The organism is Staphylococcus sp. HMSC34C02 (assembly GCF_001838705.1).
GTDB classification, from domain to species: domain Bacteria; phylum Bacillota; class Bacilli; order Staphylococcales; family Staphylococcaceae; genus Staphylococcus; species Staphylococcus borealis.
On sequence record NZ_KV838592.1, the window covers coordinates 215,421 to 231,543 of the forward strand.

At 33.4% G+C, this 16,123-nt stretch carries 12 protein-coding genes; 10 read left to right on the top strand and 2 right to left on the bottom strand.

Annotation, left to right across the window (positions count from 1 at the left end):
- Nucleotides 1–64 precede the first annotated feature (64 nt).
- The 3 genes from rimM to rplS all read left to right on the top strand — a co-directional run bounded on the left by rimM (nucleotide 65) and on the right by rplS (nucleotide 1,760).
- Nucleotides 65–568: a ribosome maturation factor RimM gene (gene rimM, locus HMPREF3239_RS09735; protein WP_070855509.1), complete on the top strand. Its 504-nt coding sequence runs from the start codon at nucleotides 65–67 to the stop codon at nucleotides 566–568.
- Nucleotides 568–1,302: a tRNA (guanosine(37)-N1)-methyltransferase TrmD gene (gene trmD, locus HMPREF3239_RS09740; protein ID WP_070855511.1), complete on the top strand. Its 735-nt coding sequence runs from the start codon at nucleotides 568–570 to the stop codon at nucleotides 1,300–1,302. The genes rimM and trmD overlap by 1 nt, the downstream gene beginning before the upstream one ends.
- 107 nt (nucleotides 1,303–1,409) lie before the next feature.
- On the top strand, nucleotides 1,410–1,760 hold the full coding sequence (rplS, locus tag HMPREF3239_RS09745) for a 50S ribosomal protein L19 (RefSeq protein ID WP_002448843.1): 351 nt from the start codon (nucleotides 1,410–1,412) through the stop codon (nucleotides 1,758–1,760).
- A gap of 160 nt (nucleotides 1,761–1,920) precedes the next feature.
- Here rplS and HMPREF3239_RS09750 read toward each other — a convergent pair whose 3' ends face one another.
- Both HMPREF3239_RS09750 and HMPREF3239_RS09755 read right to left on the bottom strand, forming a co-directional pair.
- Nucleotides 1,921–4,530: a YfhO family protein gene (locus tag HMPREF3239_RS09750; protein WP_070855513.1), complete on the bottom strand. Its 2,610-nt coding sequence runs from the start codon at nucleotides 4,528–4,530 to the stop codon at nucleotides 1,921–1,923.
- Nucleotide 4,531: 1 nt separating this feature from the next.
- Nucleotides 4,532–7,126 (bottom strand): YfhO family protein, encoded by a 2,595-nt coding sequence (locus HMPREF3239_RS09755; protein WP_070855514.1) that lies wholly within the window; start codon nucleotides 7,124–7,126, stop codon nucleotides 4,532–4,534.
- Nucleotides 7,127–7,361: 235 nt separating this feature from the next.
- Here HMPREF3239_RS09755 and ylqF point away from each other — a divergent pair, with 235 nt between their 5' ends.
- From ylqF to topA, 7 genes are all read left to right on the top strand, one after another.
- Nucleotides 7,362–8,249, top strand: coding sequence for a ribosome biogenesis GTPase YlqF (gene ylqF / locus HMPREF3239_RS09760; RefSeq protein WP_053029272.1), 888 nt, complete (start codon nucleotides 7,362–7,364; stop codon nucleotides 8,247–8,249).
- Nucleotides 8,230–8,997, top strand: a complete 768-nt coding sequence (locus HMPREF3239_RS09765; protein ID WP_070855515.1) for a ribonuclease HII — start codon at nucleotides 8,230–8,232, stop codon at nucleotides 8,995–8,997. Before ylqF ends, HMPREF3239_RS09765 begins: the two co-directional genes overlap by 20 nt.
- Before the next feature lie 111 nt (nucleotides 8,998–9,108).
- Entirely contained in the window at nucleotides 9,109–10,275 is a 1,167-nt protein-coding gene (gene sucC, locus HMPREF3239_RS09770; RefSeq protein WP_053029276.1) for an ADP-forming succinate--CoA ligase subunit beta, read from the top strand.
- 21 nt (nucleotides 10,276–10,296) lie between these two features.
- Nucleotides 10,297–11,202: a succinate--CoA ligase subunit alpha gene (sucD, locus tag HMPREF3239_RS09775; protein ID WP_053029278.1), complete on the top strand. Its 906-nt coding sequence runs from the start codon at nucleotides 10,297–10,299 to the stop codon at nucleotides 11,200–11,202.
- Nucleotides 11,203–11,496: 294 nt separating this feature from the next.
- Nucleotides 11,497–12,726: an aminoacyltransferase gene (locus HMPREF3239_RS09780; protein WP_053029280.1), complete on the top strand. Its 1,230-nt coding sequence runs from the start codon at nucleotides 11,497–11,499 to the stop codon at nucleotides 12,724–12,726.
- Between the two features lie 262 nt (nucleotides 12,727–12,988).
- Nucleotides 12,989–13,852 carry a DNA-processing protein DprA gene (dprA, locus tag HMPREF3239_RS09785; protein WP_070855516.1) on the top strand — a complete coding sequence of 288 codons (864 nt, stop codon included), beginning with the start codon at nucleotides 12,989–12,991 and terminating at the stop codon, nucleotides 13,850–13,852.
- Between the two features lie 179 nt (nucleotides 13,853–14,031).
- Nucleotides 14,032–16,101, top strand: a complete 2,070-nt coding sequence (gene topA, locus HMPREF3239_RS09790; protein ID WP_070855518.1) for a type I DNA topoisomerase — start codon at nucleotides 14,032–14,034, stop codon at nucleotides 16,099–16,101.
- The last annotated feature ends 22 nt before the right edge of the window (nucleotides 16,102–16,123 follow it).

Below are 16,123 nucleotides of genomic sequence, written 5' to 3' on the forward strand. Positions count from 1 at the left end.
TCAATACTGAAATATTCATGTTAATATGAAAGAAATAAATTAATGTATTAAGAGAGGTGCGACTATGCAAGTTGAAGTGGGTCAAATTGTAAACACTCACGGTATTAAAGGTGAAGTCAAAGTCAAATCGAATTCTGACTTTACAGAAACGCGTTTTCAACCTGGTGAAGTATTAACCGTAAAACATAATAACAATGAAATTCAATTAACTGTCACATCGTATCGTGTACACAAAGGATTTCATATGCTTAAATTTAAAGACATTAATAACATTAATGAAGTTGAACAGTATAAAGGTGACTTCTTATATCAAGAACGCGATCACGAAGATATTGAATTAGCAGAGAATGAGTTTTACTATTCAGATATTATAGGATGCACCGTGTTTGATGATGAAGAGACGCCTATTGGGCGAGTCATCAATATTTTTGAAACTGGCGCAAATGATGTTTGGGTCGTTAAAGGTGATAAAGAATACCTAATTCCTTATATAGCTGATGTTGTTAAGGCCATTGACATTGAAAATAAAACAATCCACATAACACCTATGGAAGGGTTGTTAGATTAATGAAAATTGACTATTTAACTTTATTTCCAGAGATGTTTGATGGCGTACTCAATTACTCCATTTTAAAACGAGCACAAGATAAAGAAATTATTAGTGTAAATACAATTAATTTCAGAGATTACGCTATCAATAAACATAATCAAGTAGATGATTATCCATTTGGTGGTGGGCAAGGTATGGTATTAAAGCCAGAGCCGGTTTTCAATGCTATGAAAGACTTGCAACGCACTGAAGAGACGCGTGTGATTTTAATGTGTCCTCAAGGTAGACCATTCTCTCAAAGTATTGCACAAGAGCTAAGTGAAGCAGAACATATTGTATTTATTTGCGGACATTATGAAGGTTATGATGAACGTATCAGAGAACATCTTGTGACAGATGAAATTTCAATGGGAGATTATGTGTTAACTGGAGGCGAATTGCCTGCCATGACGATGACAGATGCAATTGTACGATTAATTCCTGGCGTATTAGGTAATCAACAGTCGCACCAAGATGATTCTTTTTCAGATGGACTTCTAGAGTTTCCACAATATACACGCCCTAGAGTATTTGAGGATATGACTGTTCCAGATGTATTGTTGTCAGGTAATCATGCAAATATCGAACAATGGCGACATGAACAAAAATTAATTCGGACGTTTAATAAGCGACCGGACTTACTTGATCATTATCCTCTAACAGAAGAAGATAAAAAAATAATAGAAAGCTATAAAAAGCAATTGAAAAACTAGTAGTATTATGCTAATATATATCAAGTGTGAAAAGACACTAAATATCACTATGGTCCGCTGCTATATGAATGTCTAGGCAAGAACATAGGTTGAAGGAGAGTATATCAATGAGTAATCATAAGTTAATCGAAGCAGTTACTAAATCACAATTACGTACAGACTTACCAACATTCCGTACTGGTGACACTTTACGTGTACACGTACGTATCGTTGAGGGTTCACGTGAACGTATCCAAGTATTCGAAGGTGTTGTAATCAAACGCCGTGGTGGAGGAATTTCTGAAACTTTCACAGTTCGTAAAATTTCTTCAGGTGTAGGTGTGGAACGTACATTCCCATTACACACTCCAAAAATCGAAAAAATCGAAGTTAAACGTCGTGGTAAAGTACGTCGTGCTAAATTATACTACTTACGTAGTTTACGTGGTAAAGCTGCTAGAATCCAAGAAATTCGTTAATCAGCAAATTGAGTATATGAATAAGATAAAGGTTAGTTACAACGTTTGTCTTACTAACAAAGCTTCCAATCATCTTCTTTTTCAAGTTGAGATTGGAAGCTTTTATTTATTGTATTTAAAATTTTGAAGTCTGACCTTAGACGTAGTTGTTTATTTCAGTTTATTGTTTTCTTTTTACCCATAAGCTAAATAGTACGCTACCTATAACGCCGATGATACTTAAAATGATAAGTAGATAGAAATGCGGCGGGGTATAAGAGACTTTAATCACCTTATCACCTTTATTTACCGGTATTGCCGTCATAATACCATTTGCTTGTTGTACAGGTACATCTTTACCATCGACGTATGCATGCATGCCTTTTGCATATACAGTTGGTAGTACAACATAGCCTGATGCATTCTTGGGTTTATGAACAATATAACCATTTCTCATGCTTTTAACCTTCACAGGTGTAACGTCTTTAGACGCTTTTTGTAAAGTACTGTAATCTTCACCATAGATGCCTTTAACAGATAAACGATAATTACCTTTCGATAGTTGAATATTAAGTTTATTAGATGCTTTTACGCGCATTGTAACAGGAGTGACAAAACGTCGATATTTATAACTTAGATTATTTCGGCTTTGTGAATATTCGTTAACACCGACTGAATGCGCTTTGTCAGGCGACAGCAATTCGACATCCATTTCCACATACATATCTTTATATTGATTAGCGACTGATTTAGGTAAAGATAACGTAACACCACCATTATCCTTTTGCACAGTAAGATGTTTGTGATTGTGCCATGTTGAATCATTTGTCGACATGTTCGCTTTGTCTAACAAGTTTTGATTTGATTTAAATGAAGTATTCGCTTTCTCTGGCTGACCATTTAAGACGATGCCTTTTAACATTGCTTGCTCACGATCTAATGGTGACTTTAAGTCATTAGAATTATAAATTCGATTCGTCACATGAGCTGCTGGGTAGTCAATCGTATTTTCGGAGTGAATGAGCGTATCTTTACCATTCAAAATGGTATCTTTCTTTTTAAATCCGTAAGGCATATTTTGATCTTCAGGATGACGTAAACGATCTTGAACATTCCATAGCGCAGCTAAGTTCGCACGATTTCCTAAAAAGCGATACGTGCTATTTTTATCCACAGGCATATTGATTTGCATTAATTTATCATAATATTTCAATATATCGCCATCAAAAATGCTAGAATATAGCGATATACCATTATAGTGATAAATAAATGGTGAATTTAGTGCGTATGCTGACATATAATCGATACGGTGAAATGGGTCATTTTGATGCTGTTTGATCGTATCGATTTTTTTGGCAATTGTGTCATCAAAGTATGATGGATCATTTAAAGTATGGATTGTCGTTGCATATGGATCTATTGTTCTTTGTCTTGAATCATGTGTCATTACAATTTGCTGGCCGAAAAAGAGCACAATCAACGATAACATGATTATTGGTTGCTTAAGTAGAGATTTACGATAAATGAATAAACCTAATACAATGATGATAAATAATGCTATAGGCATCCAATCCACAAAATCATCGGCAATGATGTATCGGCACAATCCTGCAATAAATACAGGTATAGCAGCAACTAAATACTGTTTCATTGTTATTTCAGATAAGTGATGAATATATAACGCAATAAGTCCACTTGTAGATAACACTAAGAAATAAACCCAGCGACGTTGCGGTAAAGAGAATCCGTTAAAAGCACTATCAAAGTATTGTGATAATGAACCAATAAGTAAGAACCAAGTTATAATCGCAAAAACTTTATAGTAGTAGTGTTTATATAATTTAGGCGTTAACAATGCCACGAGTGCGACAAGTGAAATTGTGACATAGAAACCATTTGAAAATATGTAATAATTATTTTTTGTTAAATCAGTAAACAAAGAAATATTAAATTCTGAATTTTGTTGACGATCATTAGTTAAGAATGATGATACACCAGTGTAAAATCCTAATATACTTGATAAAAGCGCAAACATAGCACCAATAATTAATAAGTAACATTTCTGCCAGCGTGATACGATATCATAGCGATATTGAAACACAACTCGCAAAATGAAATAAATACCTAACACAATGGCTTGATAATAAGTAAAATAGAAATTTGAAAAGAGTGTAATCGCTACTGCAAAAATAAACAAACCAATCTTCTTACGTTGGAAAAAGCGTTCCATTCCCCATAAAGATAATGGTAATACAATTAATAGGTCACCATAAAATGACCATGTGAAATTGTAATATAATACGACTGTTGATGCACCATATAGTAGTGTTGCTATTAATAGAGGTACAGATTTTAATCTTAAATATCTAAAATAATAAAATGCACAAATAAAAGTGATTATCGTACGGACATAAGCTACAATGAGTTGGTTTGTTGGCCAAAAGCGGATATTGTGCGGTTGCCAATGAAATAATTGCTCGCCAATCCATACAAAAATAAAATTGACCCACATGATGGGGGATAGGGAATAATAGTATGCTAAACCTTTTACATAATCCCCACCCAGTCCAAATGAGTGATCGTAAAATCCTTTTAAGTGTGTGTAATGTTCATATAAATATAATTGAAATGGCATCATTTGTCTAAAGCCATCGCCAGATCCACTAAACACTACACCATCTTTAAGATAATCACGTATAAATGGATAATAAATCGTTAGTGTTACGATATTAGCTATGATAAAAATAAAACCAAATCTCCATAAAGGTTTCGACCATATTTTTTTAATCAATTTACTTCCTCATCTTTCGTTTTTTTAAATTATAATTTTTAATAAATATAGCACTTAAAAGCATGCTTATGAGTGATGTGATAATCATAGTATTCCAGTAAGGTGGTTGATATTTGATGACAATCTGCTTAGCATTTTTATTGACTGAAACACCAGTCATCATATAATTAACTTTCTGAACTTTGGCAGGTGCACCATCTACGTACGCATGCATACCTTTACGGTAAGGAATATTAATGGCAGCAATACCACCATCATGATGATTGAGATTGACTTGAACACCATTTTTAATATCCTTATAACCAGCACTAAAATGAGCATCCCTATGTGCCTTTTTAAGCGTATCATAATTCTCGCCATTTAATTGTTGTAATTCGATATAAAATTCGCCATCAGGTGAAAGGGTTATCGTAATATCACCATTTTTATCTGATTGCGCTCGATAAAGTTGCGTATCTACCCCTGTACGATAAGTAGAGTTGTTAAACAAGCGATGATTTGCATAATTATTAATCGCAACTGTGTAATTACTATCAGGATTGCCTCGCTTAATCTTCATAGTTAAATAAAAGTCATCGTATTTATCACGTAAATGTTTCGGTAAATGTAGTTTTATTGTGCCACCTTGTTCACCGGTAACTTTATAGCGATGTTTACCATTAAGTTTAATATTCTGATGTTGCATATCGACTTTCGATAATAAATTTGGCGACGATGATTTATAAGACGTACCTTTATTATCCATTACGACACCGTTCAACATTGCATGTTCTCGATCGATAGCTGTGTTTAAAGATTTAGAATCATAGATGTTATTTGTTACTTTTACGCTTGGTAAGTTAAGTGAATTTTCATATATAGTGTATTGTCCACTTGTTTTAATTTTTTTAAAATAAGCAGGCAAATTGCCTTGGTAATCTTTCAACATCATATAGCGTACCGAGAAAAGGCTTGCGATATTTTGTCGACCATTCGTTGATTGATAGCGACTTAACGACTCTTCGGCAAGATTGATTTTAAGGGCATCATAATAGTAATCCAGAATATGATGATGGAAGATGCTAGAATACAAACTCAATCCCTTAAAGTGTTGATACATCGGTGTATTATCCTGTTCATTTACACGCCAATCAATACGTTCATCTTCCCGTTTACTGTTATTCATTATATTGACTAAAGAACGTTGTAAATCTGAACTATATAAACTTGAGTTAATATAAAACGTATTCGCACGTTCTTCATGATCTTTAAAATAAATTTGATTTTTAATAAAGACGAAAGAAACCATTATATTAAGTAAGAGAATAGATATTCCAAAAATATAACTTAAATTAATACGGTAATGTCTGTCTTTTAAAATTAAAATAAGTAAACCTATAATTGAAACGATTGGCACAAGGATAAGCCAAGCTACAAATTTATGATACGTAATCGCACTGGCGAAAATGATGAGTTCAGCAATAATATTACTAAATACGTAAGTTTTAATTTTTAATGTTCTAAAATATTTAATGAATAACCCAATTAACATTGCTGAATTGAATGAAAGTATAAAATGCCAGCGTTTTTGTGGTGCGGAAAATCCATTAAACACCTGATCAATAAATGGCACAAAGCTGAGTAAGATAAACACTAGTGTTAACATGGCGAATAAGCGATAGTAGTAATGTTTATAAAGCTTAAAGCACAATAGCGCTTGAATTGTTAAGAAGAGTAACACAATTAAATAGTTATCAAAGAAGATATTTGTGTTAATATTCAGCTTTTCAAAGGTATCCACCGTTCCAGAGAAGGGGACACGACGATTGTTTAGGAAGCTTTGAACACCATGGAAAAACATAAATAAACTGTTACCTAATCCTAAAATAGCACTAATTACAAATAATATTATCGCTTTACCGCGTGAAATAATATCTTTTGAATGTCTAAAGATGATACGAATAAGTATGTAACCTGCACCTATTAGACAAAGGTAATATGCAAAATAGAAATTATTTATCATGATCAGTGTGACTGTAACAATGAAAAGACCCAATTTCTGTTTTTGAAGCACGCGTTCAATCGAGAGCAAGAGTAACGGCAACCAAATGAAGACATCACTAAAGAATGGCCAATACACTGTAAAGCGATAATATAGTGGCGACATGACAAATAAAAACGCCATGATAAGACTTATCCACGTATTACGTGATAAGTATTTGCTATAAAGATAGGTACAATACATTGCAATTGTAGCTTTAATTATAGAGATAACGAGTGCATTTACCATCCAAAATAGTAAGCCTTGTGTGTTTATATGTATAATCGTTTTTAATAGTATGATACATAGAACATTGATAATAAATAGGATGTTCGTTGAAAAGTAATAACTTAAATCAGTGAAAAAGTCTCCACCTAATCCAAAATCAGAAGCATAAAAGAGGTTACCGTGACTCCACTTTTCAAATAAAAACATCTGAATCGGTACCATCTGTTCAATACCATCATTTGGACCTGTAAATAATATACCGTCATGAATGAAGCGGTAAATAATATAGCTATGTCCTAAGAGTGACAAAGTAAAAAATATACCTATATATATAAATATTTTCTTCATAACTTACCTCTAATAATCGGATTGAAATTTAAATAGTACATTTAAATTGTAGGGGATAGTTCATATGAATAAAAGTAATTATGCTTTTTACCATGATTCCTTTTATTGCACTTTCTCGTTTTAAATGATGAATGCTAAAATAAAGGGTGAACCAATTAAACAGTGGCTCTTATTTATAATTTCAATTATAATCAACAAGTTAAAGTAAAATATAAAGAAAGTAAGGTGACAATCAATGGCAATACAATGGTATCCAGGACATATGGCAAAAGCTAAAAGAGAAGTTACAGAACAACTGAAGAAAGTAGACGTTGTATTTGAATTAGTTGATGCACGAATTCCATATAGTTCTCGTAATCCAATGATTGATGAAGTAATTAAACAGAAACCACGTGTGGTTATTCTCAATAAAAAAGATATGGCTAATTTAAATGAGATGCAGAAATGGGAAAGCTTCTTTATAGATAAAGGATATTATCCTGTTGCAGTAGATGCAAAACATGGTAAAAATTTAAAGGGCGTCGAAACTGCGGCGATTGCTGCAACAAAAGAAAAATTTGAGCGTGAGAAAGCTAAAGGTCTTAAACCAAGGGCCATCAGAGCTATGATTGTGGGGATACCTAACGTGGGTAAATCGACATTAATTAATAAATTAGCAAGAAAGAATATTGCTCAAACTGGTAATAAACCTGGTGTGACAAAACAACAACAATGGATTAAAGTAGGACAGTCGCTACAATTGTTAGATACACCTGGTATCTTATGGCCTAAATTTGAAGATGAAACGGTTGGTAAGAAATTAAGTCTAACGGGTGCGATTAAAGATAGCATCGTACATTTAGATGAAGTTGCAATCTATGGTCTACAATTTTTAATTCATCATGATTTAGATGGATTTAAACAACATTATAAAATTGATGTACCTGCAGATGCCGAAATATTAGAATGGTTTGATGCGATTGGTCGTCGACGCGGTCTTTTACAAAGAGGAAATGAAGTGGATTATGAAGCGGTTATTGAACTTATCATAAACGATGTACGCAATGCTAAAATTGGTACATATTGTTTCGACTTATATTCAGAAATGAAGTGTGAATTAGAAAATGACACAGACAATAAATGAAATTAAACGTATATTAGCTGACATACATTCATTAGATGAATTAGAGCAGCATGAATTCAACCAAGACACCCGTAAAGGTGTACACCAAGCTATATCAAGACGTCGTAAACAACTGCTTAAAGAACAAGACATTGTCGACCACTATTATCAAATGAATCAATTTGAGGATGCGTTGTTAGCTACCCATCCCGAAGCATTAATCTGTGGGATTGACGAAGTGGGTCGCGGTCCGCTTGCAGGGCCCGTGGTTGCATGTGCGGTTATATTAAATCAAGGTCATCGCTATTTAGGTTTAGATGACTCTAAGAAAGTATCGGCGACTAAAAGACGAGTGCTTAATGCACAACTTAAAGTGGGTGTACTTGAATACGCCTATGGTATAGCAAGTCCTAAAGAAATTGATGAATTCAATATTTATAATGCAACTAAAATAGCAATGAATCGAGCTTTGACTCAACTGGTAAATCAGCCAGATCATTTACTCATAGATGCAATGGCTTTAGACACTCAAATCCCTCAAACATCGATTATTAAAGGTGACGCTAAGAGTGTATCAATTGCAGCAGCGAGTATAATGGCAAAAGAGTATCGAGATGATTTGATGAGAGAAATTGCTGAGGAATATCCAGGTTATGAATTTGAAAAAAATGTTGGTTATGGAACGAAAGCACACTTAGAAGGTTTAGATAACTATGGCGTTACGCCTCATCATCGACGTAGCTTCGAACCAATCAAATCTATGACGTAATTATTTGAATTTTAAATTAATTGCAAAAAGTAGAATACTTTCAGTTTACAATAGCGCTTTCATTTTCTATAATTATAACTGAACTTAACCTAAGAAGTAGGAGGATGGAAGATGAATATCCACGAGTATCAAGGTAAAGAAATATTTCGTTCTATGGGCGTAGCCGTTCCAGAAGGACGAGTTGCATTTACTGCTGAAGAAGCAGTGGAGAAGGCAAAAGAATTAGACACTGAGGTTTATGTGGTTAAAGCACAAATCCACGCTGGGGGTAGAGGTAAAGCAGGTGGAGTTAAAATTGCTAAATCATTATCTGAGGTTGAAACTTATGCCAATGAATTATTAGGTAAGCAATTAGTCACACATCAAACTGGACCTGAAGGTAAAGAAGTAAAACGTTTGTACATCGAACAAGGTTGCGATATTCAAAAAGAATATTACGTAGGTTTTGTTATTGATCGTGCAACTGACCGCATAACTTTAATGGCTTCAGAAGAAGGCGGTACTGAAATTGAAGAAGTTGCTGCTAAAACACCAGAAAAAATATTCAAAGAAACAATCGATCCAGTTGTTGGATTATCACCATATCAAGCGCGTCGTATTGCTTTCAATATTAATATTCCAAAAGAATCAATTAACAAAGCAGCGAAATTCTTAATTTCTCTATACAATGTATTTATTGAAAAAGACTGCTCAATCGTTGAAATTAACCCATTAGTTACTACTGGAGACGGTGACGTTTTAGCGTTAGATGCTAAAATTAATTTCGATGATAACGCATTATTTAGACATAAAGATATTCAAGAATTACGAGACTTAGAAGAAGAAGATCCGAAAGAAATCGAAGCATCTAAATATGACTTATCATACATTGCATTAGATGGAGATATTGGTTGTATGGTTAATGGTGCTGGTTTAGCTATGGCTACAATGGATACAATTAATCATTTTGGTGGAAATCCAGCTAACTTCCTAGACGTAGGGGGCGGTGCTACAAAAGAAAAAGTTACTGAAGCATTCAAAATCATCTTAGGTGACGACAATGTTAAAGGTATCTTTGTAAACATCTTCGGTGGAATCATGAAATGTGATGTTATCGCTGAAGGTATTGTGGCAGCAGTTAAAGAAGTTGAATTAACTTTACCACTAGTTGTCCGTTTAGAAGGAACAAATGTAGAACGCGGTAAAGAAATCTTAAATGAATCAGGTTTAGCAATTGAACCAGCAGCTACAATGGCTGAAGGTGCACAAAAAATTGTTAAGCTTGTTAAAGAAGCGTAAGGAAAGGATGGGAACACTAAGATGAGTGTATTTATAGATAAGAATACTAAAGTAATGGTACAAGGTATTACAGGGTCTACTGCCCTTTTCCATACAAAACAAATGCTTGATTATGGCACACAAATTGTCGCAGGGGTAACACCAGGTAAAGGTGGACAAGTTGTTGAAGGCGTGCCTGTTTATAACACTGTTGCTGAAGCTAAAGAAGAAACAGGTGCTAATGTATCTGTAGTTTATGTTCCAGCGCCATTTGCTGCGGACTCTATTTTAGAAGCTGCGGATGCAGATTTAGATATGGTAATTTGCATCACTGAACATATTCCTGTTGTAGACATGGTCAAAGTTAAACGTTATTTAGAAGGTAGAAAAACACGTTTAGTAGGACCTAACTGTCCAGGTGTTATTACTGCTGATGAATGTAAAATTGGTATTATGCCAGGCTATATTCATAAAAAAGGTCACGTTGGTGTTGTATCTCGTTCTGGTACATTAACATATGAAGCAGTTCATCAATTGACTGAAGAAGGTATTGGTCAAACTACAGCTGTAGGTATTGGTGGCGACCCAGTCAACGGTACAAACTTTATCGACGTGCTTAAAGCATTTAATGAAGATGAAGATACGAAAGCTGTAGTAATGATTGGTGAAATCGGTGGTACAGCGGAAGAAGAAGCTGCTGAATGGATTAAAGCTAATATGAATAAACCAGTTGTTGGATTTATTGGCGGTCAAACAGCGCCTCCAGGCAAACGTATGGGTCACGCTGGTGCAATCATCTCTGGTGGTAAAGGTACAGCAGCCGAAAAGATTAAAACATTAAATGATTGTGGTGTAAAAACTGCTGATACACCTTCTGAAATCGGTACAACATTAATCGAAGCAGCTAAAGACGCTGGTATCTATGAAGAATTATTAACAATTAAATAATGAGATTGTAAATCAATAAATGATCCACTATACTCCGTCCAAAGTATTATAACTTCTAAATACTTTGAACGGAGTTATTTTGTTTTAAAATACGTCTCTTTTTATAATAAATTTTCGAGAAATATATTTATTTTTTTATTTAATAGTGATATTATATTTATAGTGTATGAATGATAGGGGAGAACAACATGAAACGACAACATTCAATAATAAGACCGCTTTGAATTTATGATTTGCACTGAAGACGTATCTTATATTAGGGCCATCATAAATGATTGGAAGTGGGTTTTAAATATGATTTTTACAAAGCTTAGCATAGAAGAATTTAATACATTCGTAGATCATCATTTTTCACATTATACACAGGTAAAAGATTTATATATTTATCGTAAGGAACGACATTTAGGTGCTCACCTTGTCGGAGTGAAGGAAAATAACACTGTTATTGCAGCATGTTTATTGACAGATGCTCGAGTGTTAAAGGCATTCAAATATTTTTATACACATCGTGGGCCAGTCATGGATTATTCTAATTTGTCATTAGTTGAATTTTTCTTTAAAAAATTAACACAATATGTACGTCGTCGAAGAGGCATTTTTATACAGGTTGATCCATATATAGTTGAGAATGTTAGAACTGCTGATGGCGACATAATTGAACACATTAATAACGATAACTGGTTTGAAGTAATGAATCGACTTGGTTATCAACATCAAGGATTTACTACTGGTTACTCAGGAATGAGTCAAATTAGATGGCATTCTATTTTAAATTTAAAAGATAAAAGCGAACAACAATTGTTAAAAGAGATGTCGTATCAAACGCGACGCAATATCTTAAAAACAATAGAAATGAATGTACAAATTAAAACATTGTCTATTGAAGATACGAATAGATTTTATAGATTATTTCACATGGCTGAAGAAAAACATGGTTTCCATTTTCAAGAAGAACCCTATTTTAGAAAGATGTTAGACACTTATGGAGACAATGCGTGTTTGAAACTAGCTTATATTGATTTAAATCATTATTTAAGAACCTTAAAGTCCAAAGCTAATGATTTAGAATGTGCGATGACTGAAATCAAACAAATGCTAGATGTCAATGTCAATTCAAAAAAGACAAAAGTGAAATATCAACAAATTAAACAGCAATTAGATAGCACGCATAATAAAATTAGAAATACTGAGCAGTTAATCATTACAGATGGTACATTATTAGATTTAGCAGCGGCATTATTTATTCATAATGCGCATGAAATGTATTATTTATCAAGTGGCTCAAATCCTAAATATAATGAATTTATGGGGGCATATCGATTACAATGGGATATGATATGTCACGCGAAACAACTAGGTATTCATCGGTACAATTTTTATGGAATTACTGGTGACTTTGGCAATGAAGCAGAAGATTATGGTGTGCAACAGTTTAAAAAAGGATTTAATGCCTTTATTGAGGAATACGTAGGGGATTTTATTAAGCCAGTCAATAAATTTTTATACAAGCTATACCGAAAATGAGTAAAACTAATTGGGAACAACTAAATTAACGTCAACTTGAACCTTTCGTCTGCGGACACATGTAACATGATAACTTCAAAATAATCTGAGACTTTTAAGTTTCAGATTATTTTATTTGTTTTAATCTATATTGGATAGTTTACATAATTCAATGTAGAAATTACTCATTAAGTGTTAATGAATATTTGTGCTAAATTGTATTGTAATTGAAATGTGCACCAAGACATATTTATTCTATAATGTTATCAAAGGAGACGACTTCATGATTAACAACGATATGATACTTTTGAAATTGATATGGGCGGGATATACGACACAACATCTTCATCATTTATTAAGATTGTATCCTGACTTTTTTAGCTACTCTAATAATGACCAAATTGGCACAATTAAAATCTGGGACACTTTATATCACCAGGGCCATTGTTACAATAAATTCTATGATCTAGACGAGAAAGATATTCTATCATTTCTTAACCAATATAATATAAATTTTATAACAATATTTCATGGGAACTATCCTAAACTATTAAAAGAAATTTACGATTATCCATTTGTATTATTTTACCGCGGTAAGATTAACTTGCTAACATCGTTAAATACATTAGGCGTTGTAGGCTCAAGAAGCGCAACACAGTATTCTGCTAAAGCAATTCAATACTTATTTCCACAATTTACGCATATTCCTTTAACAATCATTTCTGGTTTGGCGAAAGGTGCCGATAGTATGGCGCATCAATTCGCGTTGAAATACCATCTTCCAACTATAGCTATCTTAGGTTATGGCCATTTACATCATTATCCCAAAGAAACTCAAGAATTACGCAATATAATTGAAGAAAAAGGATTAGTCATAAGTGAATATCCACCCTTTGAACGTATCAGACGCTATTACTTTCCGCAACGCAATCGATTGATAAGTGGTCTTTCTAAAGGTGTATTAATTACTGAAGCTCGGGTTAAGAGTGGTAGTCAAATTACTATTGATTGTGCACTAGAACAAAATAGAAATGTATACGTACTGCCAGGCTCACTTTTCAACCCATTAACGAAAGGGAATTTGAGACGTGCACAAGAAGGAGCGATGATTGTTACTAAAGCAGATGATATCACTTGTGATTATTAACATACATAAATATAGCCGTTTTATTGTATAAATAATGTACATTTATTTCTAATATATAGCTAAAAATATTATTAAAATAAGTTTAAAAAACACTTAAATAGAATTTAAACATTGACAAAATCAAAATTGACCGTTTATCATTTATCTTTAGTAATTGAAATAGCAAGGGGGAATTCACTTTGGCAGATAATTTAGTCATAGTTGAGTCGCCTGCAAAAGCTAAAACCATTGAAAAATATTTAGGTAAAAAGTATAAAGTGATAGCTTCTATGGGACACGTTAGAGATTTACCAAGAAGTCAAATGGGTGTCGATGTAGAAGATAATTTTGAACCGAAATATATTACAATTCGCGGTAAAGGACCAGTAGTAAAAGATTTAAAAAAATACGCTAAGAAAGCTAAAAATGTCTTTCTTGCGAGTGACCCTGACCGTGAAGGTGAAGCGATTGCTTGGCATTTATCAAAAATTTTAGAACTTGATGATACAAAAGAAAACAGAGTAGTATTTAATGAAATTACAAAAGATGCTGTAAAAGAAAGTTTCAAACACCCTCGTGGCATTGAAATGAATTTAGTAGATGCACAACAGGCACGCCGTATTTTAGATAGATTAGTTGGTTATAACATTTCACCAGTTTTATGGAAGAAAGTGAAAAAAGGACTTTCAGCAGGACGTGTTCAATCTGTTGCTTTAAGATTAGTTATCGATAGAGAAAACGAGATTCGTAACTTTAAGCCTGAAGAATATTGGTCTATAGAAGGTGAATTTAGATATAAAAAATCAAAATTTACTGCTAAGTTTCTTCATTATAAAAACAAACCATTTAAGTTAAAAACTAAAAAAGATGTTGAAAAAATCACAACTGAACTAGACAGCGATAAATTTGAAATAACAAATGTGAATAAAAAGGAAAAAACTAGAAATCCTGCTAATCCGTTTACAACATCAACATTACAACAAGAAGCCGCGCGTAAGTTGAACTTTAAAGCGCGAAAAACAATGATGCTTGCGCAACAATTATATGAAGGTATTGATCTAAAACGACAAGGCACAGTTGGATTAATCACATATATGCGAACGGACTCTACTCGTATTTCACAAACAGCAAAAGACGAAGCAAAAAAATATATTGAAGATAAGTATGGTAAAGATTATATTTCTAATCGAACAGCGAAAGGTAAACAAGGTGACCAAGATGCCCATGAGGCAATTCGTCCAACGAGTACTTTACGCACACCTGATGAAATGAAATCGTACTTAACGAGAGATCAGCATCGTTTATATAAATTGATTTGGGAACGTTTTGTGGCAAGTCAAATGGCACCAGCAATCCTAGACACGGTTGCTTTAGATGTTACTCAAAATAACATTAAATTTAGAGCGAACGGTCAAACAATTAAATTTAAAGGTTTCATGACACTTTATGTTGAGGCCAAAGACGATAAAGATAATGAAAAAGAAAACAAATTACCAAATTTAAGTAAAGGTGATGAAGTAACTGCGACGCAAATTGAGCCAGCACAACACTTCACACAACCACCGCCACGATATACAGAAGCACGTTTAGTCAAAACATTAGAAGAACTAAAAATCGGTAGACCATCAACTTACGCACCTACTATTGATACAATCCAAAAACGTAATTACGTCAAACTTGAAAGCAAACGATTTATTCCTACAGAATTAGGTGAAATCGTTTACGAACAAGTAAAGGACTATTTCCCTGAAATTATTGATGTGGAATTTACGGTTAATATGGAAACATTATTGGATAAAATTGCTGAAGGAGATATCGGGTGGAGAAAAGTAATTGATAACTTTTATGGAAGTTTCAAATTAGACGTTGAACGTGCTGAGGAAGAAATGGAAAAAGTTGAAATTAAAGATGAACCAGCCGGTGAAGATTGCGAAGTTTGTGGTTCGCCTATGGTAATTAAAATGGGACGCTATGGTAAATTCATGGCATGTTCAAACTTCCCAGATTGTAGAAATACGAAAGCGATTATTAAAACGATTGGTGTTACATGTCCTAAATGTAAAGATGGAGATGTTGTTGAAAGAAAATCTAAGAAAAATAGATTATTCTATGGTTGCTCAAATTATCCCGAATGTGATTTTATTTCTTGGGATAAACCTGTTGGCCGTGATTGTCCTAAGTGTAATCATTACTTAATGGAACATAAAAAAGGACGTAGCTCACAAGTTATATGTTCTAACTGTGATTACAAAGAAGAAGTTCAAAAATAGATAGAAATTAAAAGGAGGAAAA